The following is a 24,490-nucleotide window of genomic DNA, read 5'->3' as shown; positions in this document are numbered from 1 at the left end:
CTTCAAATTTGTAATCTTCAACTCACCCCCTGCTTGCTATCAGCAAATTCAAATCGGTGTACTTTAAATCAAAACGCTGACTGAGGTAAAAGTTCGTGAGAGAACCTTTGTAGAGATAGATCCCATTGCGGATATTAAACTTATGCCATAGTAATTTTTCCAGTCCGCCTTCATCAGCAATCTCCAGCAACAATGGCATCAACACATTGCTGATAGCCTGTGAGGCTGTACGTGCAAAGCCACTGGGTATATTCGGCACACAATAATGAATAACGCCGTGTTTAATAAAGATGGGGCTTTCATGACTGGTTACTTCACTGGTTTCAAAACATCCACCCCTGTCGATACTTACATCCACAATTACACTGCCCGGCCGCATGGCTGTCACCATTTCTTCTGAGACAACAATGGGACTTCTTGCACCGCCAATGGATGACAAGGCACCCACCGCCACATCACAGGTTTTTAACTGCTTGGCTAATATCTTGGGTTCAATAACGGAGGTCCACATACGATGACCGATGGCCGTCTGCATCCGCTTCAGCTTATAAATATTATTGTCAAATACTTTCACGCTTCCGCCCATCGCTAATGCTGTACGTGCTGCATATTCACCCACAATACCTGCACCAATAATAATAACTTTTGTTGGCGGAATACCGCTGATTCCTCCCAGCAACACACCTTTCCCATTGTTGAAACTGCTCAGATATTGCCCGGCGATGAGCATTACAGCACTGCCGGCAATTTCACTCATACTCCGAACAATGGGATTATTGCGTGAATCATCTTTCAGGGTTTCAAAAGAAAGGGCAGTGATTCTTTTCTCCATCATCGTTTCAAGAATCCCTGCTTTCATCACAGCAAGGTGAATGGGAGAAATAATCGTTTGTCCTGGTTTTAATAATTCCAGTTCATGTTCACCAACCGGTGCTGATTTAATCAGTGTATCGCATTGATATACTTCTTTACGGTCGTAAGCAATCTTAGCCCCTGCTTCACTATAATCTTTGTCTGTAAAATGTGAACCTTCGCCGGCAAGGTATTCAATCATCACCCGGTGACCATTATTCACCAGCACACTTACCGCATCTGGTGTAAGAGCGATCCTGTTTTCCTGGAACATCTGTTCTTTGGGAATGCCTATGAAGAGTTGTGCGCCTTTTGCTTTGATATCAAGTTTTTCTTCTAAGGTTTCGTAGCTGAACGAAGCACTCACTATTGGTTTAGATAAAGCCATACAATCGCTGCCGGTTGATTTGAGAAATAAGTCCAGCTACCTGCGGGACCCTGTTCATGCGGTAAAAATAACACAAATCAATACGCACATGAATGTCCTCAAATTACAAAACTAGTTTGGATAATGTACTGATATTCTTCGTGTGGATGCATTTATCGTTTCAATACGCAGATGAACCGTATTATCGGGCAGTAAACCCGGTATTTTTTCGGGCCATTCCACCAAACAAAGTTCACCACTGAACAACACATCTTCCACCCCAGCCTGGATGGCTTCCTCTTCATCTTTGATGCGGTATAGATCAAGATGATAGATTATCCTGTCGCTTTTTGTTTGATACTGATTTATGATGGAGAAAGTAGGACTGCTGACTGTATCTGTTACTTCCAGCACATCACACAAAGCATGGATAAACGTTGTTTTTCCGCCGCCCATTGCTGCATCAAAAGCCCACACTTTGTACTGCTGTAATTCCTGCCACAGCTCAGCGGCAACAGTATGAATTGTTTCTAATGTAAATTCCTTTTGCACTGTTAATTTGAATAATGGTTGCAAAGATATTGATTGAGCGGCTTGCTGTTCTTGCGTAATTTTGCTGAATGGAAACGGCGAATTGGAAAGTAGAAGGAATGAGTTGCGCCAACTGTGCACTCACCATCAACAAATACCTCGAAAAAGAGGGCGTAAAGAATGTTAAGGTAAATGCTTTAAGCGGCGAGGTGATTTTTGATGTTGTGGAAGAAGAGAAAACAGATAAACTGGAAAAGGGCATTGCTACACTTGGATATTTTGTTGCTGAAAAAAATGGAGTATCAACCAGGAAGACAGAAAAAAAATCAATCAACAAATACCTGCGTTATGTGCTCATCTGTGCACCCTTTACACTGGTGCTGATGCTGCACATGTTTGATAAATGGTTTCACATTCACTGGCTGATGAATCCCTGGCTGCAATTGGGTTTATGTTTACCTGTCTTCATTATTGGTATGAATTATTTTGGGCGCAGTGCCATTAAGAGCATCCGCAATGGAATGCCCAATATGAATGTGCTTGTAGCCATTGGTGCGACGGCTGCATTTGTATACAGTTTATATGGAACCCTTACAGGCCAGGCACAGGAATACATGTTTTATGAAACGGCTGCCACCAGTATCACACTGGTTTTTCTTGGTAATTATTTAGAAGATGCTTCCATACAGCAAACACAAACAGCGTTGAACAGTTTAGCGAAAAGTCAGAAAGTAATGGCGAATATGATTGCTTTTGATGATCAGCATCATGAACAGATCTTTCCAGTTGAAAATACTGTATTGCATACAGGTGATTTGATTTTGATTAAAAGCGGCGAACAAATTCCGGCCGATTGTAAAATACTCTGGGGTGAAGCAACGGTGAATGAAGCCATCATTACGGGTGAAAGTTTACCTCTCACCAAAAAACAAAAAAATCAGTTGATTGGTGGAAGTATTTTGCTTGATGGCACTGTGAAAGCACAGGTTACAGCCACAGCAAAAGATTCAGTGCTCGCTAATATTGTTGATCTTGTTAAGCGGGCACAGGGTGAAAAACCTCCGGTTCAGCAATTGGCCGATAAGATCAGTGCCATCTTTGTTCCTGTTGTATTAGGTATTGCAGCGGTAACATTAATTGCCAACTGGATCATTTTAAAAGATTTTACTCCTGCATTGATGCGCAGCATTGCTGTACTGGTAATTTCCTGCCCATGTGCCATGGGATTGGCAACACCTGCTGCCATTGCTGTAGGCTTAGGCCGAGCTGCAAAAAATGGTGTGTTGTTCCGAAATGCAAAGAGTTTAGAGTTGTTTAAAAATATTACACAGGTAGTATTTGATAAAACAGGCACATTAACCACAGGTAATTTTGAACTGGCATCTTTCCAAATTCTTGATCAAAGCATTTCGGAAGAAGAATTTAAACGCATTGCGTTTTCTCTCGAAAAATATTCCATTCACCCTATTGCAAAATGTATTGCCACTGCATGGAAAACAAATAAGGACACTCGCTGGACAAAGATTGAAGAAGTGAAAGGACTTGGCATGAAGGCTGTTTCCAAAGAAGGAAATGATGAGTGGATTGCAGGCTCGTACAAAACTGCTGCAGCATTAACAGCAGATGATTCACATAACATCTATGTCATAAAAAATAATCAGCTTGTTGGATGGATTGATGTAAAAGATGAAGTAAGACCTGAAGCTCTATCTGTCATCAACTACCTGAAATCAAAAAATATTAAAACCATTTTACTGAGTGGCGATGGAAGAAAAAATCCGAGTTGATTGCAAAACAACTTGGCATTGATGAAGTAATTGCTGAACAAACACCGGAACAAAAACTGGAAGTTGTTGAGCGGTTAAATAAGTCCGCTCCTACTGCCATGGTTGGTGATGGAATTAACGATGCTCCTGCCTTAGCAAAAGCAACAATCGGCATTTCATTAAGTGAAGCATCACAGGTAGCCATGCAAACAGCTGATGTGGTACTGATGAATCACGGATTAAAAAACCTGCCGCTTTCACTTGGTTTGGGTAAACATACTTTTCTCACCATCAAACAAAATTTATTCTGGGCATTCTTTTATAACATTATTGCCATTCCCATTGCAGCACTTGGGTTTCTCACTCCAGGCTTCAGTGCACTGGCAATGGGTTTGAGTGATGTAGTACTTGCGATTAATTCGGTTAGGCTCTTTGTAAAAAGAGTGGTGTAAACGTCAGTAGTGAATCGTCAGTCGTGAGTTGGTGCCACCGAATTTTCTCAACTCTTGAAAATTGTTTAGCTTGTAAGAAAAAGCCTATGTTTCTCGAATTATCACACACCAAACTTGATATTTTTAAACTATCTCGTGAATTCACTTTGCTCTGTTATCAGGAAACAAAAACTTTTCCTGCTGATGAACGCTATGCAATAGTTCAGCAAATAAGAAGAGCAGCATTATCAGTACATCTGAATCTAGCTGAAGGTTCATCCAGGAGATCAGAAGCAGAAAGAAAAAGATATTATGAAATCGCCAGAGGATCATTAATTGAAGTAGATACTGCATTTGACATTGCAGTACAGTTAAATTATACAACTAAAGAATTATTACAACCCCTTGGTGATTTGATTGTCAGGTGTTTTCAAATGTTATCCAAAATGATTGTACATTAACTCACGACTGATGATTCACGACTCTCGAATGACAACTCACCACTCACGACATGCCTGACCTCTCTTCCATATTAAAACAATACTGGGGTTATGATTCTTTTCGTCCACTGCAAAAAGAAATCATAGAATCTGTTCTGGCAGGAAAAGATACGCTTGCCTTATTGCCAACAGGCGGAGGCAAAAGTATCTGCTACCAGGTTCCTGCATTGGCAAAAGAAGGGATGTGCATTGTTGTGTCGCCGTTGATTGCATTAATGAAGGACCAGGTGGAAACCCTGCATCGAAAAAATATTACGGCTGCAGCAATTTATACCGGCATGCCGTTTAAGCAGATCAAAGATATTCTGCAGATGGCCGTGAATGAGCAGTTGAAATTTTTATATGTTTCACCTGAGCGTTTGGAAACAAATCTCTTTCATGAATACCTGCCGGGAATGAATGTGCAGTTGATTGCAATTGATGAAGCACATTGCATTTCACAATGGGGTTATGATTTTCGTCCATCTTATTTAAAAATCATCAACTTCAGAAAAGAATTACCGGGTGTTCCTCTGCTTGCTGTTACCGCTTCTGCAACTGCATTGGTGCAGGATGACATCTGTAAACAATTGCAGTTTCGTAATCATCATATTTACAAAGGATCTTTCTTACGGGAAAATCTTTCTTTCAGTGTGTTTAAGATCGACAGCCGCATTAATAAGATTTTACAGATACTCAATAACGTACAGGGTTCTGCCATTGTGTATTGCAAAAGCAGGAAGATGACTCAGGAGGTGGCGCAACTTTTACAGCTGCAAAAAATCTCTGCTGATTATTACCATGCGGGTTTAAGTAATGATGAACGCAGCAAACGGCAGGAAGCATGGCTGCAAAATCAAACAAGGGTAATTGTTTGCACAAACGCATTCGGAATGGGCATTGATAAAGCAGATGTGCGTGTGGTGGTCCATCATGATATGCCCGATTGTTTGGAAAATTATTACCAGGAAGCTGGCCGTGCAGGAAGAGATGGAAAAAAATCTTATGCTGTTTTACTGTACGAAGAAAGAGACCTTGCTGACTTAAATAATTTATCATCAATACGCTTCCCCTCTATTGAAGATGTAAAAAATGTGTACCGCTGTTTAGTGAATTACCTGCAGGTTCCAAGCGGAAGCGGTGAACTGCAGTGGATGGAATTTGATCTGACTGATTTTGTAAAAACATTTCATCTGAATGTACACACAGCCATGTATTCACTGAAGCTGCTTGAACAGGAAGGATGGATCAGTTATGCAGAGCAGATTTTCTTACCGGCAAGAGCTGTGTTTACCGCAAGTAAAGAACAGCTTGCTGCATTTGAAAAAGAGAACCCACAGCTTGAGCCCATCATCAAAGGATTGCTGCGCAGCTATGGCGGAATTTTTGACATGGAAGCATTCATCTCCGAAAAACAATTAGTAACGTTCATAAAAACGGATCTTGACACAATTAAAAACGGGTTGATTCAATTGCATCAGCAGGGAATTATTCAATATACTCCGCAGAAAGAAAAACCACAGTTGCAGTTTTTAGAGAACCGTCCGGCAACGGAAGATCTGTTTATCAATCCGCAGAACCGGTTACTCCGTAAAGAGCAATTTGAGTTGAGAGTGAAGGCCATGATCAATTATGTAAAAGATGAAACCATCTGCCGCAGCAAAGTAATCGGCAATTATTTTGGAGATGCTGCTATTGAAGATTGTGGTGTTTGTGATGTTTGTTTATGGAAAAAAGGAAATGAAATCTCTCCGGTTGAATTTGAACGCATTCATCTATTCTTAAAAGAAAAAGCAGGAGCCGATGGAGTTGTAGTAAAAGAATTACTAACAAAGCTGGGCAGCAAACAGAAAGAAAAGTTCTGGCGGGTGATTGATCATTTGGTGGCAGAGGAAAAAATCACATTGAGTAAAGAAGGTTTGTTGAGAGTGAAATAGCTTTGCTGTGTTGCACAAATCAACTCTTGGATATTTTATTCAGCAAGGCTTCGACAAGCTCAGCCTGACAGCGTCTTGTCACATTGAGCTTGTCGAAATGTTGACAGGCAGTTGATTCTGCAGTTGAAAATACATTCAATTGCCAATTCATAAAGGCTTCATACTAAACCCCTCATAAAATCGTTTTTAGTACTCACTTGTTTGACCAATTTACACACTATGCGGTTACATTCGTTCTACTTTACTGCACTTCTCCTTTACTCATTGATTGGTTGCAAACCTGAGCAGGTTACTCCACCTCCAATAGTACCGATTGCAATAAAAGACACAACTATTGTTAATCTTTCTTACGGATTAAATGCAAGTCAGAAGCTTGATCTCGGTTTACCTGCAAACAGAACTTCCAGTACAGCATTAGTAATTGTTGTGCATGGCGGCGGGTGGTCAACAGGTGACAAAGCAGAATTAACCTGGTTGCTGAATGGATTAAAACAACGGGCATTTGCAGTAGCCAATATCAACTACCGGCTTACTTTAAATTCAGCAGACAATTATAAAATGCAGTTGGATGATCTTGACAGTGCTATTCAATTCACTTTAAGACAAGCTGCACTGTATACATTCAATACACAAAAACTTTATATCGTTGGGCATAGTGCCGGCGGACATCTTGCACTCAGCTATGCATACACCAGAAATGCAAACGGGGAAATAAAAGCAGCTGGTTCTTTAGCAGGACCTACTGATTTATTCAACATGTCTTACTACAACTTTAATATTTACAATTCTATTCTTGAACCATTTCTTGGCATGCCATTATTCCCGGCAACACCTGCATCTGAACTGCGATATAAAAACTGCAGTCCACAACACCAGGCAACAAATACTTCACCTGCTACCATTTTCTTTCATGGTGAACTTGATCCCGTTGTGTACTTGGAAAACAGTGTAAACTTAGCTGCAAAGCTGGGCACATTAACTGTAGATAAAAAACTGATCACTTATCCGCTTACTTTTCATGATTGGTGGAATGATGGAGCCAAAACAACAAACACACTGGATGAATTGAAGAATTGGTTTAACGGACATTTGTAATGAATAATCAGTAATTTGTTATGTAAAGAATATTATATTTTAAGAAATGTAAGCTATGGGAACACGGTTATGAAGAATGTATTCACTTTATTAATATTACTTACAGGATCAAGCTGTCTGGCTCAAAAAACCTTTCAGATTGAAACATCGTTTCTTGATACTTTAGATTATATAAAATATAAAGCATTTATTGTTAACAAAGAGTTCGACATTGATTTTATTGGCAGACAAATTCCAAAACCTCACAGATTTACTCCAACCATAGCAGAGGCGAAAGCAGTTAACAAAGCAATTCAAACACAATATGCCAATGCTGCACTCCAACAATTAGACAAACAATATTCCAATGCATCCGCATACACAGATTCAGCAGAATGGCAGAACTCTTTTAACAGATATAAAGGGCAACGACCCAAAATTATTAAGCGCCAACGCCAAGATCAGAAAAGTAAAATTCAAAATTTTGACCGCTACTTCTGGGGTTATAAAAACGCAGATAATGAAAGATTAATATTGATAAGGTTTGATCCGCACAAAATAACATACTACACAATCGTAGACGAAACGTTCGTTGACGTTCTTACGATATTAGTCTATAACATAGACAAAGACATTATAAGCTATGCTGGTTGGGCTGATTATAAGGAATAATGACATTGCAACTTGATCTTCAATTCTTTTTTTTCGATTCCCAGTTAAAACCACCCACTCTTCTTCCTTGTCGATCTTCCACCCAAACCCAATGCACCAAGCAATGAACGGGTGATGACATTGGCAGCAGTCCGTCCCACTTGTTTTACAGTTGGGTTATCAAAAAAACCTTTCTCCTCTTTAGCTGCTTTCTTTTCTTCTTTCGCCTGTACTTTTTCTTCTTCTGCTGCTTTTGTTTTTTCAGCAGCTTCTTCTAATTTGGCATTGATGATCTCGTAGGCGCTTTCACTGTCTAATGTCTTTGCATATTTTTTCTCCAGCTTGCTTTTTGCCAATAGAGTATCTACTTCTCCATCACTCAAAATATCCATGCGGCTGCGTGGAGGTACCAGCATTGTGTGAACCAACGGAGTTGGAATTCCTTTTTCATTCAGCATGGTAATAAATGCTTCACCAATTCCCAACTGAGTCAGCAATTCATCCACATCATAAAATTCTGTTTCAGGATAGTTTTGTGCAGCCTGCTTGATTACTTTTCTGTCAGCAGCAGTAAATGCTCTAAGTGCATGCTGTACTTTCAAACCCAGCTGTGCCAGCACACTTGCAGGAACATCCTGCGGATTTTGTGTACAGAAGAAAATACCAACACCTTTTGAACGGATCAGTTTGATCACTGTTTCAATCTGCTGCAGCAAGGCTTCATTCGCTTCCTGGAACACAAGATGTGCTTCATCAATAAACAACACCAGCTTTGGTTTATCCAGATCACCTTCTTCAGGCAAGCTCGCATATAATTCTGCCAGCAAGCTCAGCATAAACGTAGAAAACAGTTTCGGACGATCCTGCAATTCCATCACACGGATAATGCTGATCATTCCCCTTCCATCATCACTGATCCGCATAAGATCATCTACATCAAAACTCGGTTCGCCAAAAAAAGCATCAGCTCCCTGCTGCTGCAGTTCAATCACTTTACGTAAAATGGTTCCGGTGGATGAAGTAGAAATTTTTCCATAATCTTTTTCAATGGTATCCTTTCCTTCATCACTGATGTACTGAATGATCTTGACAAAATCTTTCAGATCAAGCAAGGGCATTTTGTTATCATCACAAAACTTAAAGATCATAGCAACAATTCCCTGTTGCGTATCATTCAACCCCAAAATCTTTGACAAAAGTATCGGGCCAAACTCACTCACGGTGGCACGCAGGCGAACACCTTTCTTATCTTCACTCAGGGTCATTAACTCAACCGGGAATGCTGCCGGTTTATATTCACCACCAACACTTTTTAAACGCTCTTCAATTTTTGAATTGCTTGCACCTGCGGCAGCAATACCACTGAGATCGCCTTTAATATCCATCAATACAACGGGAACACTTGCATCACTCAATCCTTCTGCCAGCACCTGTAATGTTTTTGTTTTACCCGTACCTGTTGCTCCTGCAATCAATCCGTGGCGGTTCATTGTTTTCAATGCAAGAAACACATCTGCACCTGCCACCACTTCTTTATCAATCACTCCTGCGCCAATGCGGAAGGTCTCGCCTTTAAATGTATAACCGTCTTTTACTGCCTGTAAAAACTTTTCTTTATCTGCCATAACAATGTTTTGTGGTTCGAAAGTTAAGATAATGATTGAATCAAAAAGAAATTAAGACCGGCTTTATTACCGTAAAGTTGTATTGCTGGAATCATTGCATCAAAATATCTTCGTGTAAGTTTTTTCTCATGCATAGTTTGGGTTACAATAAAAGAGGCTGTCTTTGATGATTGCATCGCCTGATCAGATTACAAGATTCAGGCTAACCTGTGAACAGCACCTGTACCTTATCATCTCAGGCAGCCCTCTTTTCTTACAACTCTTCTTCCCGTTCCAGCATCAGGATAGCACCCTGCGGAACAATAAAATATTTTTCGCCTTCATAAATTACTTCTGTTGCACCGCTTAACAGGAAAATTGCCAGGTCGCCTTCTTTTGCCTGTAAAGGAACATACTTTACCTGGTCCTCTTCACTCTTCCATGGCTCATCATCTACAGGCATGGGAATAGCATAACCCGGACCAGTTTTGATGACATAACCCTGCTGCACTTTTTCCTTTTCCTGCACACCGGGTGGCAGGTATAAACCACTGGCAGTACGTTCATCGGGCTGACTCGGTTTAATGAGTAGGCGATCGCCAATGACAATAAGTTTCTTAAAACGGTTATCGGATGTAATGCGCATAAATAATCGTTGAACAGCAAATGTAATAATGAAACCCTGACGGCGGTTGCAAACCCCGTCAGCGGTTTCGCAGAATGATAATTGCAAACAAATATCCAGTTGTACTTTGCTTACTCTTTCTTTAACAAAATATTATTGGCGCATTTGCAGGCAGTGGAAATGATTTACCTTTATTTCACAATAAAATAAGATAAAATGGAAAAAGTAAAATCAAAGATATTGCTGGTTGAAGACGACAGCAGTTTTGGAAATGTGCTGAAAAACTATTTAGAGCTGAATGATTTCGATGTAATACTGGAGCGTGACGGCCGTTTGGGTATGGCTGCTTTTCAGCGTGAAAAATTTGATATCTGCCTGCTGGATGTAATGATGCCGCATGTAGATGGTTTTACACTGGCTGAAGAAATCCGTGATATTGATCCCGATGTTCCTCTTTTCTTTTTGAGTGCAAAAACAATGAAGGATGATATTTTGACCGGTTACAAACTGGGAGCTGATGATTATATCACCAAGCCTTTTGACAGTGAAGTGTTGCTGATGAAGATCAAAGCCATCCTGAAACGCAATGAAGAAACCAAACACGAAACAGAAAATAAAGAGTTCGACCTGGGTATTTATCATTTCAATCCCAAACTCCGCCAGTTGATTTCAGGCGATACCACTAACACACTCTCTCCAAAAGAAAGTGAATTGCTGCGTATGCTGTGTGAATACAAAAATGATCTGTTACCAAGAGAAACAGCATTGAAACGCATCTGGGGCAGCGATACTTATTTCAATGGCCGCAGCATGGATGTGTACATTGCCAAACTCCGTAAATATTTAAAAGAAGATCCAAAAGTGGAGATCGTAAATATTCACGGCAATGGTTTCAGACTGGTTGTTTCAGAATAACGAAACTTTCTATAAGTAAAAGCCGCCTGTCAGTGACAGGCGGCTTTTTTATTTTGTTTGAATCAATCAGTTTCGGATTTTAGTTTCCCGGGTTTCCAGTTTTCTTTTGTTTCCTCCTTGGCAATCTTCACAACATTATTTAATCCTTCAATAAAAGCAAGGATCTGTTTACGGCCTGTAAATTTTACAGCCGATGATACAAAATGCGGAGGCAGATCAACCCAATGTTCACCAAGGGCTTTCAAAAAAGATTTTACTGTTCCTGATACTTCTTTCTGTGTGCTCTTATCTGCTTTTGTAAACACGATGGCAAAAGGGATTTTCCATTCGCCGAGTTGATTGATAAAGCTGATATCAATTTCCTGTGGTGTATGACGGCTGTCGATCAGCACAAATAAATTGAGCAGGTTTTCCCGTTTGCGGATATAGTTCTCAATCATCTTTATCCACTGTTTACGTTTGCCCAGCCCCACTTTGGCATAACCATAACCCGGCAAATCAACCAGGTACCAATCGTTTACTTTATGTGTTTTTTCATCAATGCTTTCAATCACAAAATGATTGATCATTTGTGTTTTTCCCGGTGATCCGCTGGTTTTGGCCAGTTTCTGGTTATTGCAGATCATATTGATGAGGGAAGATTTGCCCACATTACTCCTGCCAATAAAGGCATATTCGGGCTTATCGGCTTTGGGGCAGTCATCTACTTTAGGGCTGCTGATAACGTATGTTGCTGATTTAATATTCACCGCTGCAAGATAACGAAGAAGGTTGATGGTTAATGGTTCATCGTTAATGGTCCTGTTTCAGAGGCCATTCTCCAACTTCTTACATCGTACATCTTACATCGTACTTCCTTCTTACCTTTGCCCCCCATGGCTGAAGAATATTTACACGACAAGATTGTACCCGATACAAACTCTGCCCAAACCAAGAAAGAACAGGTGGCAGAGATGTTTGATACCATTGCTCCCCGTTACGATTTCCTGAACCGTTTTTTGTCGGCAGGAATAGATGTAAGCTGGCGCAAAAAAGCACTGGCCAAACTCAAAGACCTGCATCCTAAACTGATGCTCGATGTGGCTACCGGCACAGGCGATGTAGCCATTATGGCTGCCCGTGAGCTGCAGCCCGAGAAAATTATTGGGATTGACATCAGCGAAAAGATGCTCGATGGTGGCCGTATTAAAGTGACTGCTAAAGGATTAGACTCTGTGATTGAGCTCAGAAGTGGCGACAGTGAAACAATAAACTTTCCCGATGCCACGTTTGATGCAGTAACAGTAGCATTCGGTGTACGCAATTTTGAACACCTCGAAAAAGGGATGAGCGAAATTTACCGTGTGCTGAAACCGGGGGGAAGATTGGTAGTGCTGGAATTTTCAAAACCATTGATTCCCGGGTTTCGTCAAGTCTGCAATTGGTACATTGGATTTATCACTCCAAAAATTGCAGGGGCTGTCAGTAACAAAAAGGCTTATCAATATTTGAACGACAGCATCAAAGCATTTCCAGAAGGGAAACATTTTGTTGCCGTCTTAAATAAAATAGGATTCAGAAACACTTCATGCAAACCACTTACGCTCGGCATATGCAGTATTTATTGCGGCGACAAATAATCGTACTCTCCCTTCTTTTTGCTTTTTGTGTTTCAGCGTTTGCACAAAAAGAAATCAATCTTCCCAATCACGAAGAGAAGCCCTATTATTTTGGAATTACCCTGAGTGGCAACAGTTCCTATTTTCATCTCAACCATGCTTCTAAATTTTTGCAGGATGACAGTGTAGCGCTTGTTTCGCCCATCAAAAAAGGAGGGTTTGGTTTGGGTTTAATGGGAACACTGCGACTGGTTCCTCATCTCGAAGCAAGATTTAATCCCCAGCTTATTTTTGCTGCCCGTGGAATTAATTACTATTTAAAATATCCATTGATTGGCGACAGTGCCTGGCAGCAAAAAACCGTTGAAAGTATTTATACAAGTTTGCCCATACAACTCAAGTTCAGCAGCGACAGAATAGGAAACTTCAGAGTGTATATTTTCAGCGGTGTGAAATATGAATTTGATCTGGCCAGCAACAGCCAGAGCCGCCGTGCCGAAGATCTCATCAAACTCAATAAATCTTCTTTTGGTTATGAAGCCGGTTTAGGTTTTCATTTTTACTTCCCTACATTCATCTTCAGTCCTGAAATTAAAGTGAGCAACAGTTTTGGTAATGTACACAGTCGTGATAAAAATTTAATTTACTCCAATGTGGTTGACAGGATGCAGGCAAGGATGATTGTGTTCAGTATTCATTTGGAGGGGTAGATAGAATCGAACCCTCAATTAACAGCTTTCCATTCATAGAGTTTCAAATGCTTGCGAAATGAGTTATAATAAAGAAACAACTCATAATTACTCAGTTTTACATATTGTAAATCAAACATGTCTACTTTCTTCTTTTTTGCTACTTCCTCTTTCTTTTTCCTGAGTGATTGAATTTTGCCTGCTATAGAAGGTGTGTGCGTATTATTGAGTTTATCAATTAATGTGACGAATTCAAAAATCTCCTCTTTTTCTTCAGCAGAATACATCATAGCAGGAGTTCTCCCCGTTCTTGTAATAATTGGTGACGTAGGAAATGGAGTTGCATTTTTAACTAAATAACGACTATAAGCACCAATCATAACTTCATAACCGGCAGACGTTTCCTCACCGTAAACAACCAAGCTGTTGTTTAACATGGCACGAAACAAATCGGATGTACTCTCGCCCTCAAATAATAATTTTTCTATAATTTCTTTGCGACCAGCCCCATACCTTGTCAAAGCTGTGTTTTTGAAATAAATTGAATCCTTCCTGCCAGCAGAAAAAGATTGCAATTCTTTACCCGTTGCAAAATCAGTCACAAGAAAACGTAGTGAGTCCGAATTAACAGCTGTATAAAATAATACACCGTTGCACAAAAAAGAATTATCCTTCGCCTTTTTTACATCGCCTGCAATTATTCCTAATCCAGAGGAATGATAGATAGATCGGTACTTTTGCCCACCACTATGCAAGCTAACCGAGAACACTTCCGTGATCGCTTTATCGCTATTTGCAAGAATATACAAGCTATCCGCAGTGACGTAAATTTTTCTTTGTGCTTTAATTGTATTAAAATCAGGCTCAAAGTTCTTTCTTACCAAGACAGGGCGTCTTTCATCAAGTGAAAAGAAATTAGAAACAGGCTGATTAGTTACTGATGAAACAACGCCACTAAAGTTGTATGTTTTTGTGCCTCTTTTATCGCCGCTGGTGCTGAACGAATGAAGGTTGAGAACTGCCTGGCCATTTTTTCCCGCAAGCACGAAAATATTGTCGCCTGACATGAACACATCCAATGCATTTTCATTGTAAAAAGTAATATCCGTGTTTTTTTGGGATAGTAATTTCCTCGATAAAGAATATTGACAGACCGTTAGAACAGTTTCTCTATATGTATCAGTAAAAAAACAGAATAGAAGTGAATCTCCGCTGAAAATTCCGCCTTTGAAAAAAGCTTTCTCTTTTGTTGGCACTTCGAATTGTGCTACTTCACGTAAAGAACTATCCAATAAATGGACAATAGAGAAGTTTTCAAAATGAGACAGAATTGCCAGTTTTGAAGAAGCTGCATCCGAAATAAAATCTATTTTATATGGATGCTCCCTTTTAACCTTTTTTTCAAATTCAAGAAATTTATCAGCATCCTGAGCAAAACTTTCTGCAGCTACAAATGAGAAGAACAGGGCGAGGATTGTTTTTATAGCAAGAGAATTCATAGAAGGATATTTTAGCCAGACTAAGGTAGGGAAGAATAGAATTCATCTTCTAAAAAATCTGTACTTATCTGCCTCTGTCCGCCTCATCCGTGTTTCTATCCCTCTCAATAATCATACTCCCTAAACCACAAATTCATTCTCACTCCCACTCCAAACATAGCAGTGTTTTGTGCAGCTGCTGAACCTTTGGTAAAACGGCGCAGCAGCAAATTGGCATCAATAAAAATATTTTCATACACTTCGTAGCTGGCCAAGAAAGATGCATTGAGTCCTGTGCTGCTTACTCCATTCAGCATAGTATAACCATAATTACTGGTTCTACTGTCAGTATTTAACCGGAATATATCAGCACCGGAGTTGCGGCCACTGGCACTGTCTAATCCCTGCTTCCAGTAAATCAATCTTCCGGTAAGATTCAGTTTTCCTGTTGGCTGGTAACGCAGAATAGCAATCACTTCATTAAAATTAGCACCCAATGGATGTGCTAATGGCTGCTGATAATGTGTATAGCTGGAAACAGAATCATAATGTGAATAGGTAAACGGACGTACACGGTTCCATTCCACCTGCAGATCAAGATTGCTGACATTTGCAACATCAATATACTTCAGCCCTAACTGTGTTCCTGTTTTATTGCCCCACCAGCTTTTATCTTTCCGCAATTCAGCAAAGTTGAATTCATCAATCAGCAGTTGCCCGTACACCTGTACCTTCTTCAGCAGGTTGGCCTTAAAATCAGCACCAACCATGGCATTGTCTTTACTTCCAAGATTCCCTTCAATACTTCTGAAGAAAATGATAGGGTTCATATACCCAAACTCAAAATGATCTTTACGGCCAAACACCACACTTTCAAATACACCAACATTCAGCCACGGCATTACATTCATACTTAAATGATGCATGGTGGCATATTTCTTCGGCACAAGATCATTGCTGCTGTTGTTCTTTCCTTTTGTATGCAGTTCCATAAACAGATTCTGGTAATTGAATTTCCAGATGCGTGTATTTATCTTAACAAAGAGCTGGTTGCCGCTGAAATCGCTCAGGAACAAACTGCGGTAACCATTGCCGATAAAGTTGCGGTCGTACCCGAGCTGAAAGTTGATATACTTTGCTGCTTTAAATGTAAACGAACCTCTTGCATCAATATAATCAACCCCGGTTTGCTTGAATTTTTTATAGAAGTTAGCTCCGGGTACAGCGCCAACACTGTCAATCCAGTTCTGTACAAACTGTGGCCCACGTTCCTGCACATCCATCATCATAGCCGAAAAACCAACACGGTTGCCGATTCCGCCACGAACGTTTAAACCACGCTGATTCAGAAAAGTATTTTGTGAAGTATTCTTCAATTCAACCGACTGGCGGTAATTGATCATGGGATTCACTGCAATAAAAAAATCATCACCGTACTTTTCAATGAAACTGGCAGGTGTTTTATAAAAATTCTTCAGGAAAGGTTTTTTGCTGTTGAATGTGCTGCGGTCGCCTTTTACCCATTCCTGGTTGTTGAGGTATAAGCTGCGGAGATTGAATTGATCCACCTTTCCCAGCTTTAAAGCAGTATCAGTGTTATAGAAAAGAAGTTTGATGTTAAGCATGGAATCGGCCTTTGCACCCAGCCATTCCACCGCATACCGGCGGTCGTAGGGTTTGGTGGTTGTGAAGTTGAGATCGCTGATAGCACCGGTTTTGATCTCCAGCCGGTCAATAAAATGAAGGTGCTTTGAATTTTGCTGCATGTAGCTGCTTTGAGCAGCAGAAAAAAAGGATATTGCAAGAAAAGCCACACTAAGACTGCATTTGCTAAATTGCATGCGGTTGTTATTTAATGGTAAAAATAAGTTATACCGACGATACTAATAAACATCGTGTTACTGAATTGAAAAATACGATTGTATGCCGGTATAATACCAACAATCTCAACTGGTTTGTTTATCAAAAAAGGTATTATGCAAAATTATCTGCTGAAAAATTGTTTGGTTGTAAATGAAGGAAGCATTACTGCCAATGATGTACTGATCATGAACGGGAGAATTGAAAAGATAGCGACTTCCATTCAATCATCTTCAACTGTCATCGAAATAAACGCCGAAGGAAAGTATTTATTTCCCGGGGTCATTGACGACCAGGTGCATTTCCGTGAACCGGGGTTAACTCATAAAGCCAATATTCATTCTGAAGCAAGGGCAGCAGTTGCAGGTGGTGTTACTTCCTTTATGGAAATGCCCAACACTATTCCTAATGCACTGAACCTGGAATTACTGGAAGATAAATACAGCATTGCTGCACAAAGCTCCCTCGCCAACTATTCCTTTTATATGGGCACCAGCAACCAGAGTGCTGATGATACGTTGAAGGCAAATGATTTTAAGAATGATATCTGCGGTATTAAAATCTTTATGGGCGCAAGCACGGGCAATATGCTGGTGGATAATTACAATACACTGGATAAAGTATTCCGTGAAAGTGAAATGCTGATTGCCACACATTCCGAAAGCGAAACCATCATTAAAGAAAATTATGAAAGGCTAAAAGCAGAGAAAGGCGAACTGAGTGCTGCAGATCATCCTTTGATCAGAAGTGTTGATGCCTGTTATGAATCTTCATTAATGGCGATCCAGATTGCAAGACAGTATAATACCCGTTTGCATATTCTGCATATCAGCACAGCAAAGGAACTTGAGTTGTTTGGCAATATGATGCCGTTGAAAGAAAAACGCATTACCAATGAAGTGTGTGTGCATCATCTGCATTACACAGCTGATGATTATGCAACACTCGGCTACCGCATTAAATGCAATCCTGCCATCAAATCAAAAGAAAATAAAGAAGGTTTATGGAAAGCATTGCTCGATGACCGTATTGATGTAATTGCCACCGATCATGCACCGCATACTTTAGAAGAAAAAGGAATGATCAGAAATTCGGAGGGTGTTCTTTCCCCCTCTCCTTTGGAGAGGGATGGGGTGAGGTCGGGGCATTCTTATGAACATGCTCATGCCGGGCTTCCGCTTGTTCAGCATCCGTTACTGCTGATGCTGCACTATTACAAAGAAGGAAGGATTTCACTAGAGAAAATTGCTGAAAAGATGAGTCATGCTGTTGCTGATTGTTTCCAGATCAAAGAGCGTGGTTATATCCGTGAAGGTTTCCATGCTGATCTGGTGTTGGTTGATCTGCATCAAACCTCGATTGTAAGCAAAGAAAATATCCTGTACAAATGCGGATGGAGTCCGTTAGAAGGATTTACATTTCCGGCAAGTATTACCCATACATTTGTAAATGGTCATTTGGTTTATGCAAATGGCACTATAGATGAATCTCATAAGGGGCAACGGTTAAAATTTGTACGATAATACAGGTATGCCATAACTAAACCCGATTGTAACAGAATCAGAAACAATTAAAGTTATGGCATACCTTTCTGGCTTACTGCATGACTAATGGAAATTGACAAAGTCACATATTACGATCTCTCCATTCTCAACAACGAAGAAGAATATTCGCTGCTGCACCGTATCAATTTCTGTATAACAGATGGTGGCAAACAGCGCCTGCAATACGTTCTTACACATCCGCATCATAATCTGCAAAAGATTGAACAGACACAAAAAGCCTTACAGCAGATTGGTGCAGTGATGCATCAATGGCCGAATGAGATCAGTAACGGAACCATCCTGATGCTGGAAAAATTTTATGGTTACCCGTTCGATAAAATACCCGACAGCAGTTCCCCTTTACCTGCTTTTTTATACAAGATTTTTGATGCACATGATTATAATCTCGTGAGGTATACGGTTGGGCATTTCATTGATTTCCTCAAAGGAATGAAAAACCTGGAGAAATTATTATCAGCTGATGATGCTTCACCTTTACTGTTAACTATTGTAACTGAGATCAGGAAACGGTTAAAAGAAGATCTTGTTCAGCAGATGATTTCTGTAGAAAAATCAAAGAAGTTATCTCCACAAAAAATGCTGCGCTTTGGTAACTACCTTCGCTATGAGTTCCGGCAGAGTGCCGAACTGCTGATTGATCTTTATCATCAGCTCGATGCCTATTACAGTATGGCGAAAGCTGTACAGAAATTTGATCTGCATTTTCCAAAGATGCAGGAAAGCGATGAACCAATGATCCGGGCAAAAGGATTGTATCATTTGCTATTGCAAACTCCCGTTGCTTACGATATCACACTCAACCCGCAAACCAATTTTTTGTTTTTAACCGGTGCAAACATGGCGGGTAAAAGTACTTTCATCAAGTCAGTAGGTTGTGCCGTGTACCTGGCCCATCTTGGAATGGGTGTGCCTGCACAAACCATGCAGCTTAGTTTGTTTGATGGATTGCTGAGCAATATACAGGTGCAGGATAACATCGTAAAAGGCGAAAGCTATTTCTATAATGAAGTACAGCGCATCAAGAATACAGTCTTAAAAATTACCGATGGCAGAAAATGGCTGGTACTGATTGATGAATTGTTTAAGGGTACTAATATACAGGATGCCATGCATTGCAGTGCTGCAGTGATTAAAGGTTTACTGAAGATTAAAAACTCACTCTTCATTCTCTCAACCCATTTGTATGAAATTGGTGAAGAACTGAAAGTATACCCCAATATTACTTTCCGTTATTTTGAAACCACAGCAACAGATGAACAACTGCATTTCAGTTATCAGCTGAAAGATGGCATCAGCAACGACCGGCTTGGCTATTTAATTTTGAAGAGAGAAAAAGTTGTGGAGATGCTGGAGAATTTACCCTAAATCCCTAAAGGGACTTTTAAAACAGGTTTACTAAATTTAACCTGTCTAAATAATAACATTCTGTCCTAATTATTTTTTATGAAAAATGGTTTCTGCGTATCGGTATCTTCCTTGCTGTTGTCCTGGTTGTGTACAATATCTGGGCAATGATGAACCGTGCAAAAGAAAAAGGAACCGGCTGGAGCAAATTACCCGAATTCAAAACAAGATTTGACTATATAGAAGATGGCATCGATTCAGGAAAAGGAAATGTGATTGGCATTCAGCCTTACCTCACTGCCCTTAATTATTCAACTGCTTTTAACTTTGAAATATCTCTCCGTTTTTATTTTGAACAGTTGAAACGGGAAAACAAACTGACAGAAAAATCGGTTGTTTTACTGCCTGAATACATCGGCACCTGGCTGGTGGCAGCAAATGAAAAAGAAAAAATTTACCAGCAAACAACGATCAACGATGCAATGAAAACCATTGTTACCTCAAACCTGTTTAAATTTTTTTACAGCTATACCCAGTCGCCTGCAAAAGATAAAACCAAATATGCCATCTTTCACATGAAAGCAAAACAAATGGCAGAACAGTATCAGCAGGTGTTTTCAATACTGGCAAAAGAATACAACTGTACCATTGTTGCCGGTTCTATTGCACTGCCAGATGCTTCGATTAATCAAGAAGGAAACATCACCATAAAAAAAGGCGGAGAAATTTTTAATACCTCTGTTGTGTTTGGCAATGATGGGAAGATCATTCCTCCACTGGTGAAAAAAATATTTCCCATCGACAGTGAAAATGGTTTTACACAATGCGGCAGCAAAGAACAGCAACCCATCTTTCAAACAAAAGCAGGGAAAATGGTTGTTTTGATTTGTGCCGACAGCTGGTATCCTGAAGCCTATGCAACCATTGCCGGCAAAGTTGACTTCGTTGTTATACCATCCCTTGGTGCTGGAACAGACAGTATTTGGTTAGCACCATGGAACGGATATAATGGATTTAAAGCTCCGGCTGATGTAGATACAACTGATTACAAAAAAATTACAGAAGGTGATGCATGGAAAAAATACAGCATGGGTAAACGTGCAGTTCAATCAAATATTCATTACGGACTGAATGTGTTTTTCACCGGAAGCATGTGGGATATGAAACCCGAAGGAAGAGTACTGATTTTAAACAATGATTCACTAACTGTGTTACCTGCTGCAAAAGGGAAAGGACGGATGGTGAATTTGTGGAGGAGATAAAGGGAGAAGTGAAAAGGGAGACGGAAGAACCTTCAGATCGAAGCTCAAAATTGTTTTATAACACCAAAACAATAAAACCATGTTGCTCAATCTATCACACAAAAATCTTAAAGCCTGGCAATTAAGTAAACAGTTACAATCTGAAGTTAGAACAATAACAAAACAGCTTCCAAAAGATGAAGAATTTGTTCTGAGGATTCAGATTCGCCGGGCGGCTTTATCTGTTTTGAATAATATTGCTGAAGGGGCAGCAAGAAAAACAAATGCTGAGAAAAGAAGATTTTATGAAATTTCCCGCTCTTCTCTTGTTGAAGTAGATACCGATTTTGAAGCAATGCTGGAGCTGGGTTATGTAAAAGAAAATGAAATTGAGAAAACAGGTAAAATGCTCAATGAAATTTTTGCCATGCTATCAGGTATGATGACCAAATTATCGTAAATTATCTTCCTTCTCACTTCTAACATTCTACCTATGTACGATTGCATCATTATCGGCGCCGGATATGCAGGTCTGACAGCAGCAAGAAATCTGAAACGTGCTGGAAAAAACATTCTCTTACTCGAAGCGAGGGATCGTGTTGGCGGACGTATTCATACACAATGGATCGATGAGAAGACCTATGTTGATCTTGGTGGACAATGGATCGGCCCGACACAGGATAAGATGTATGAACTCTGCAAAGAATACAGGATCGATACATTTCCAACCTATGATAAAGGAAGAAGCAGCTTGTTCTTCAACAATCAACTGAAACGCTATAAAGGGATCATTCCTCCTCTCCCGCTGTTTGCATTATTAAGTTTAAACAAAGGCATCAAACGCATCAATAAATTATCAAAGCAGATCAACCTTGAACAACCCTGGCTTTCCCCCAATGCTGCCGAATGGGATGAGATGAATACAGAACAATGGATGCAGCAAACGATGAAAAATGAAACAGCCAGAACTATGTTCCGGCTGGCTTATGAAGCAATCTTCGCTTCGCATCCGCAACATGTTTCATTCCTGCATTCTCTGGTCTATACAAAAAGCGGAAAAGATTTTGAAGTGCTGATGAATATCCGCAATGGTGCACAACAGGATCGTATGCTTGGTGGCGCTCAAAGTATTTGTTTAAAGATGGCTGAAGAATTGACTAACGAATTACAATTGAACAAAGCAGTTGTATCTATTTCCCAGAACAATGATGGAGTTGAAGTGAAAGGTGAAGGTTTTTCGTATGCTGCAAAAAAGGTCGTTATTGCTGTACCGCCCGCTGTTGCAGGTAAGATCATTTACGAACAGGCTTTACCAGAAAAAAGAATACTACTGATGCAGCAGCAATTCATGGGAACTGTAGTGAAATGCTATGCCATTTATAAAAAACCGTTCTGGCGTGAAAAGAAACTGAATGGTTTATGTGCCATGCCCGATCAGTATGTATCCGTTACATTCGACAACTCACCGAAAGATGGCAGCAAAGGAATTTTAATGGGATTTTCATTGGCAGAAAAAGCAAAAGAACTGATGCAGTTTGATGAAGCAGCCCGGAAAGATCTTGTGCTGGATTGTTTCAGCCGTTTCCTTGGTGATGATGCCATGCGCTGTGAATTGTATATCGACAAATCCTTTACAGATGATGCATGGAGCCTTGGCTGTTATGCAGGTTTGATGCCGCCCAATGCTATTACATCTGTTGGCAATACTTTGCGTGAACCCTGCGGCCATATTCATTGGGCAGGAACAGAAACCAGTGATGGGTGGAATGGATATATGGAAGGAGCTGTGAGAAGCGGGGAAAGAGTTAGTAATGAAATACTTTCGCTGATATAAATCAAAATATTTTAATTGCAACTGCTAACTTTACGAATTACAATTCAACAATTTCATGCTTGTTAAAACCTTTGGAAGCGCTGTGTACGGAGTGAATGCCATTACTATAACGGTAGAGGTGAGTGTTTCCAATGGAAAATATTTTTACATGGTTGGTTTGCCAGACAATGCAGTAAAAGAAAGCGAACAGCGTGTAGAAAGTGCTTTAAAAACAACCGGTCATTATTTCCCCCGCACCAAGGTTATTGTGAATCTTGCTCCTGCTGATATCCGCAAAACAGGAACTGCCTTTGATCTTCCCATTGCCATCGGCATATTGGGAGCCACCGAGCAGATTGAAAATCCTGAACGTTTAAGTGAATATGTGATCATGGGTGAACTGAGTTTAGACGGAAGCATTCAACCCATCAAAGGTGCATTGCCCATTGCTATCCAGGCACGCAAAGAAAATTTTAAAGGATTGATTGTTCCCAAACAAAATGCAAAGGAAGCCGGAATGGTGAACAACCTGAATGTATATGGAGTATCGCATATCAGTGAAGTGATCAATTTCTTTAAAGACGAAACTTCTTTACAACCAATCGTTGTAAATACAAGAGAAGAATTTTTTAACGACCAGTATAATTTTGAATTTGATTTCAGTGATGTAAAAGGACAAAAGAATATTAAACGGGCATTGGAAATTGCAGCAGCAGGAAGTCATAATGCAATTTTAATTGGCCCACCCGGTGCAGGAAAAACCATGCTGGCAAAACGTTTGCCCACCATTCTTCCTCCATTGAGTTTGCAGGAAGCGTTGGAAACAACCAAGATTCACAGTGTGGCAGGAAAGCTTCCGGAGAATTCTACTTTAATTTCCAAACGTCCGTTCCGTTCACCTCATCATACAATTTCTGATGTTGCTTTAGTTGGTGGCGGCACCAATCCGCAACCCGGTGAAATTTCACTGGCGCATAACGGTGTGTTGTTTTTAGATGAGTTACCTGAGTTCAAAAGAACGGTGCTGGAAGTGATGCGCCAACCAATGGAAGAAAGAAGAGTAACAATATCAAGAGCAAAAATCGCCATTGATTTTCCTGCATCCTTTATGCTGATCTCTTCTATGAATCCTTGTCCATGTGGATTTTACAATCATCCCGAAAAAGAATGCACCTGTCCGCCGGGTGCTGTTCAAAAATATCTCAACAAAATTTCCGGTCCTCTTTTAGACCGTATTGATCTGCATGTGGAAGTAACCCCTGTTCCTTTCAGCGAATTATCAAGAGTGGAAGATGGAGAAACTTCTGCCATTATCCGTGACCGTGTGATCATTGCAAGAGATATTCAGGCAGAACGTTATAAAGGAGTTGACGGAGTGTATGCCAATGCACAGATCAGCAGTAAACAGTTAAAAGAAATCTGCGTCATCACACAAGCCGGACAAACATTATTAAAAGCAGCGATGGATAAACTGAACCTGAGTGCAAGAGCTTACGACCGGATATTAAAAGTAAGCCGAACCATTGCTGACCTTGCTCAAAGTGCTGATATTAAAATAGAGCATTTAGCAGAAGCTATACAATACCGGAGTTTAGACAGGGAAGGCTGGGCTGGGTAATTTTAAAAAAGCTTCCGGCATTTTACAACGCAACTCGAATTGACGATTTCCA

Annotated in this window: 20 protein-coding genes and 1 pseudogene; 14 read left to right on the top strand and 7 right to left on the bottom strand. The window is 40.2% G+C overall.

Annotation, left to right across the window (positions count from 1 at the left end; genetic code table 11):
• Positions 1 to 22: 22 nt before the first annotated feature.
• Together IPK31_11165 and tsaE are read right to left on the bottom strand one after the other, a co-directional pair.
• Positions 23 to 1,240, bottom strand: a complete 1,218-nt coding sequence (locus IPK31_11165; GenBank protein MBK8088455.1) for an alanine dehydrogenase — start codon at positions 1,238 to 1,240, stop codon at positions 23 to 25.
• 111 nt (positions 1,241 to 1,351) lie between these two features.
• The gene (gene tsaE, locus IPK31_11160) at positions 1,352 to 1,771 is read right to left on the bottom strand and encodes a tRNA (adenosine(37)-N6)-threonylcarbamoyltransferase complex ATPase subunit type 1 TsaE (protein MBK8088454.1); all 420 of its coding nucleotides are present in this window, start codon (positions 1,769 to 1,771) and stop codon (positions 1,352 to 1,354) included.
• 68 nt (positions 1,772 to 1,839) lie between these two features.
• Here tsaE and cadA point away from each other — a divergent pair.
• The 5 genes and pseudogenes from cadA (at position 1,840) to IPK31_11135 (ending at position 8,109) form a co-directional block, all read left to right on the top strand.
• Positions 1,840 to 3,968 (top strand): annotated as a pseudogene (cadA, locus tag IPK31_11155) (cadmium-translocating P-type ATPase).
• Between the two features lie 86 nt (positions 3,969 to 4,054).
• Positions 4,055 to 4,408: a four helix bundle protein gene (locus tag IPK31_11150; protein ID MBK8088453.1), complete on the top strand. Its 354-nt coding sequence runs from the start codon at positions 4,055 to 4,057 to the stop codon at positions 4,406 to 4,408.
• Between the two features lie 50 nt (positions 4,409 to 4,458).
• A complete protein-coding gene (locus IPK31_11145; GenBank protein MBK8088452.1) occupies positions 4,459 to 6,363 on the top strand; it encodes a RecQ family ATP-dependent DNA helicase in 1,905 nt (634 codons plus the stop codon).
• Between the two features lie 219 nt (positions 6,364 to 6,582).
• Positions 6,583 to 7,458, top strand: coding sequence for an alpha/beta hydrolase (locus IPK31_11140; GenBank protein ID MBK8088451.1), 876 nt, complete (start codon positions 6,583 to 6,585; stop codon positions 7,456 to 7,458).
• A gap of 69 nt (positions 7,459 to 7,527) precedes the next feature.
• The gene (locus IPK31_11135) at positions 7,528 to 8,109 is read left to right on the top strand and encodes a hypothetical protein (protein MBK8088450.1); all 582 of its coding nucleotides are present in this window, start codon (positions 7,528 to 7,530) and stop codon (positions 8,107 to 8,109) included.
• 44 nt (positions 8,110 to 8,153) lie between these two features.
• Here the strand turns inward: IPK31_11135 and IPK31_11130 are convergent, their stop codons facing one another.
• Complete coding sequence (locus IPK31_11130; GenBank protein ID MBK8088449.1) at positions 8,154 to 9,713, bottom strand: DUF853 family protein; 1,560 nt, start codon at positions 9,711 to 9,713, stop codon at positions 8,154 to 8,156.
• Positions 9,714 to 9,966: 253 nt separating this feature from the next.
• Positions 9,967 to 10,338, bottom strand: coding sequence for a co-chaperone GroES (locus IPK31_11125; GenBank protein ID MBK8088448.1), 372 nt, complete (start codon positions 10,336 to 10,338; stop codon positions 9,967 to 9,969).
• A 195-nt stretch (positions 10,339 to 10,533) separates the two neighbouring features.
• On the opposite strand from IPK31_11125, the gene IPK31_11120 reads away from it, so the two are divergent.
• Positions 10,534 to 11,232: a response regulator transcription factor gene (locus tag IPK31_11120; protein ID MBK8088447.1), complete on the top strand. Its 699-nt coding sequence runs from the start codon at positions 10,534 to 10,536 to the stop codon at positions 11,230 to 11,232.
• Between the two features lie 62 nt (positions 11,233 to 11,294).
• Here IPK31_11120 and IPK31_11115 read toward each other — a convergent pair whose 3' ends face one another.
• Positions 11,295 to 11,981: a YihA family ribosome biogenesis GTP-binding protein gene (locus IPK31_11115; GenBank protein MBK8088446.1), complete on the bottom strand. Its 687-nt coding sequence runs from the start codon at positions 11,979 to 11,981 to the stop codon at positions 11,295 to 11,297.
• Between the two features lie 126 nt (positions 11,982 to 12,107).
• Here IPK31_11115 and ubiE point away from each other — a divergent pair, with 126 nt between their 5' ends.
• Both ubiE and IPK31_11105 read left to right on the top strand, forming a co-directional pair.
• Positions 12,108 to 12,851: a bifunctional demethylmenaquinone methyltransferase/2-methoxy-6-polyprenyl-1,4-benzoquinol methylase UbiE gene (gene ubiE / locus IPK31_11110; protein MBK8088445.1), complete on the top strand. Its 744-nt coding sequence runs from the start codon at positions 12,108 to 12,110 to the stop codon at positions 12,849 to 12,851.
• Complete coding sequence (locus IPK31_11105; GenBank protein MBK8088444.1) at positions 12,824 to 13,540, top strand: outer membrane beta-barrel protein; 717 nt, start codon at positions 12,824 to 12,826, stop codon at positions 13,538 to 13,540. Before ubiE ends, IPK31_11105 begins: the two co-directional genes overlap by 28 nt.
• 14 nt (positions 13,541 to 13,554) lie before the next feature.
• Here IPK31_11105 and IPK31_11100 read toward each other — a convergent pair whose 3' ends face one another.
• Entirely contained in the window at positions 13,555 to 15,018 is a 1,464-nt protein-coding gene (locus IPK31_11100; protein ID MBK8088443.1) for a hypothetical protein, read from the bottom strand.
• 104 nt (positions 15,019 to 15,122) lie between these two features.
• Positions 15,123 to 16,838, bottom strand: a complete 1,716-nt coding sequence (locus IPK31_11095; protein MBK8088442.1) for a hypothetical protein — start codon at positions 16,836 to 16,838, stop codon at positions 15,123 to 15,125.
• Positions 16,839 to 16,973: 135 nt separating this feature from the next.
• On the opposite strand from IPK31_11095, the gene IPK31_11090 reads away from it, so the two are divergent.
• From IPK31_11090 to IPK31_11065, 6 genes are all read left to right on the top strand, one after another.
• Positions 16,974 to 18,380, top strand: coding sequence for an amidohydrolase family protein (locus IPK31_11090; GenBank protein ID MBK8088441.1), 1,407 nt, complete (start codon positions 16,974 to 16,976; stop codon positions 18,378 to 18,380).
• A gap of 87 nt (positions 18,381 to 18,467) precedes the next feature.
• On the top strand, positions 18,468 to 19,787 hold the full coding sequence (locus IPK31_11085; protein ID MBK8088440.1) for a DNA mismatch repair protein MutS: 1,320 nt from the start codon (positions 18,468 to 18,470) through the stop codon (positions 19,785 to 19,787).
• A 146-nt stretch (positions 19,788 to 19,933) separates the two neighbouring features.
• Entirely contained in the window at positions 19,934 to 21,028 is a 1,095-nt protein-coding gene (locus IPK31_11080) for a carbon-nitrogen hydrolase family protein (protein MBK8088439.1), read from the top strand.
• A 79-nt stretch (positions 21,029 to 21,107) separates the two neighbouring features.
• Positions 21,108 to 21,467: a four helix bundle protein gene (locus tag IPK31_11075; protein ID MBK8088438.1), complete on the top strand. Its 360-nt coding sequence runs from the start codon at positions 21,108 to 21,110 to the stop codon at positions 21,465 to 21,467.
• A gap of 33 nt (positions 21,468 to 21,500) precedes the next feature.
• Positions 21,501 to 22,841 carry an FAD-dependent oxidoreductase gene (locus IPK31_11070; protein MBK8088437.1) on the top strand — a complete coding sequence of 447 codons (1,341 nt, stop codon included), beginning with the start codon at positions 21,501 to 21,503 and terminating at the stop codon, positions 22,839 to 22,841.
• 55 nt (positions 22,842 to 22,896) lie between these two features.
• Complete coding sequence (locus IPK31_11065) at positions 22,897 to 24,438, top strand: YifB family Mg chelatase-like AAA ATPase (protein ID MBK8088436.1); 1,542 nt, start codon at positions 22,897 to 22,899, stop codon at positions 24,436 to 24,438.
• Positions 24,439 to 24,490 lie beyond the last annotated feature (52 nt).

The organism is Chitinophagaceae bacterium (genome assembly GCA_016713085.1).
Lineage (GTDB): Bacteria > Bacteroidota > Bacteroidia > Chitinophagales > Chitinophagaceae > Lacibacter.
This window is presented reverse-complemented; position numbering and strand designations above follow the sequence as displayed.

Excerpts from the sequence above, each read along its gene's own strand:
- IPK31_11095 (MBK8088442.1), bottom strand. The coding sequence starts at position 16,838 with ATGCAATTTAGCAAATGCAGTCTTAGTGTGGCTTTTCTTGCAATATCC.
- IPK31_11080 (MBK8088439.1), top strand. The coding sequence starts at position 19,934 with ATGATGAACCGTGCAAAAGAAAAAGGAACCGGCTGGAGCAAATTACCC.
- IPK31_11100 (MBK8088443.1), bottom strand. The coding sequence starts at position 15,018 with ATGAATTCTCTTGCTATAAAAACAATCCTCGCCCTGTTCTTCTCATTT.
- IPK31_11070 (MBK8088437.1), top strand. The coding sequence starts at position 21,501 with ATGTACGATTGCATCATTATCGGCGCCGGATATGCAGGTCTGACAGCA.
- IPK31_11165 (MBK8088455.1), bottom strand. The coding sequence starts at position 1,240 with ATGGCTTTATCTAAACCAATAGTGAGTGCTTCGTTCAGCTACGAAACC.
- IPK31_11130 (MBK8088449.1), bottom strand. The coding sequence starts at position 9,713 with ATGGCAGATAAAGAAAAGTTTTTACAGGCAGTAAAAGACGGTTATACA.
- ubiE (MBK8088445.1), top strand. The coding sequence starts at position 12,108 with ATGGCTGAAGAATATTTACACGACAAGATTGTACCCGATACAAACTCT.
- IPK31_11140 (MBK8088451.1), top strand. The coding sequence starts at position 6,583 with ATGCGGTTACATTCGTTCTACTTTACTGCACTTCTCCTTTACTCATTG.
- IPK31_11090 (MBK8088441.1), top strand. The coding sequence starts at position 16,974 with ATGCAAAATTATCTGCTGAAAAATTGTTTGGTTGTAAATGAAGGAAGC.
- IPK31_11135 (MBK8088450.1), top strand. The coding sequence starts at position 7,528 with ATGAAGAATGTATTCACTTTATTAATATTACTTACAGGATCAAGCTGT.
- IPK31_11120 (MBK8088447.1), top strand. The coding sequence starts at position 10,534 with ATGGAAAAAGTAAAATCAAAGATATTGCTGGTTGAAGACGACAGCAGT.
- IPK31_11150 (MBK8088453.1), top strand. The coding sequence starts at position 4,055 with ATGTTTCTCGAATTATCACACACCAAACTTGATATTTTTAAACTATCT.
- IPK31_11065 (MBK8088436.1), top strand. The coding sequence starts at position 22,897 with ATGCTTGTTAAAACCTTTGGAAGCGCTGTGTACGGAGTGAATGCCATT.
- IPK31_11125 (MBK8088448.1), bottom strand. The coding sequence starts at position 10,338 with ATGCGCATTACATCCGATAACCGTTTTAAGAAACTTATTGTCATTGGC.
- IPK31_11105 (MBK8088444.1), top strand. The coding sequence starts at position 12,824 with ATGCAGTATTTATTGCGGCGACAAATAATCGTACTCTCCCTTCTTTTT.
- IPK31_11085 (MBK8088440.1), top strand. The coding sequence starts at position 18,468 with ATGGAAATTGACAAAGTCACATATTACGATCTCTCCATTCTCAACAAC.
- IPK31_11145 (MBK8088452.1), top strand. The coding sequence starts at position 4,459 with ATGCCTGACCTCTCTTCCATATTAAAACAATACTGGGGTTATGATTCT.
- IPK31_11075 (MBK8088438.1), top strand. The coding sequence starts at position 21,108 with ATGTTGCTCAATCTATCACACAAAAATCTTAAAGCCTGGCAATTAAGT.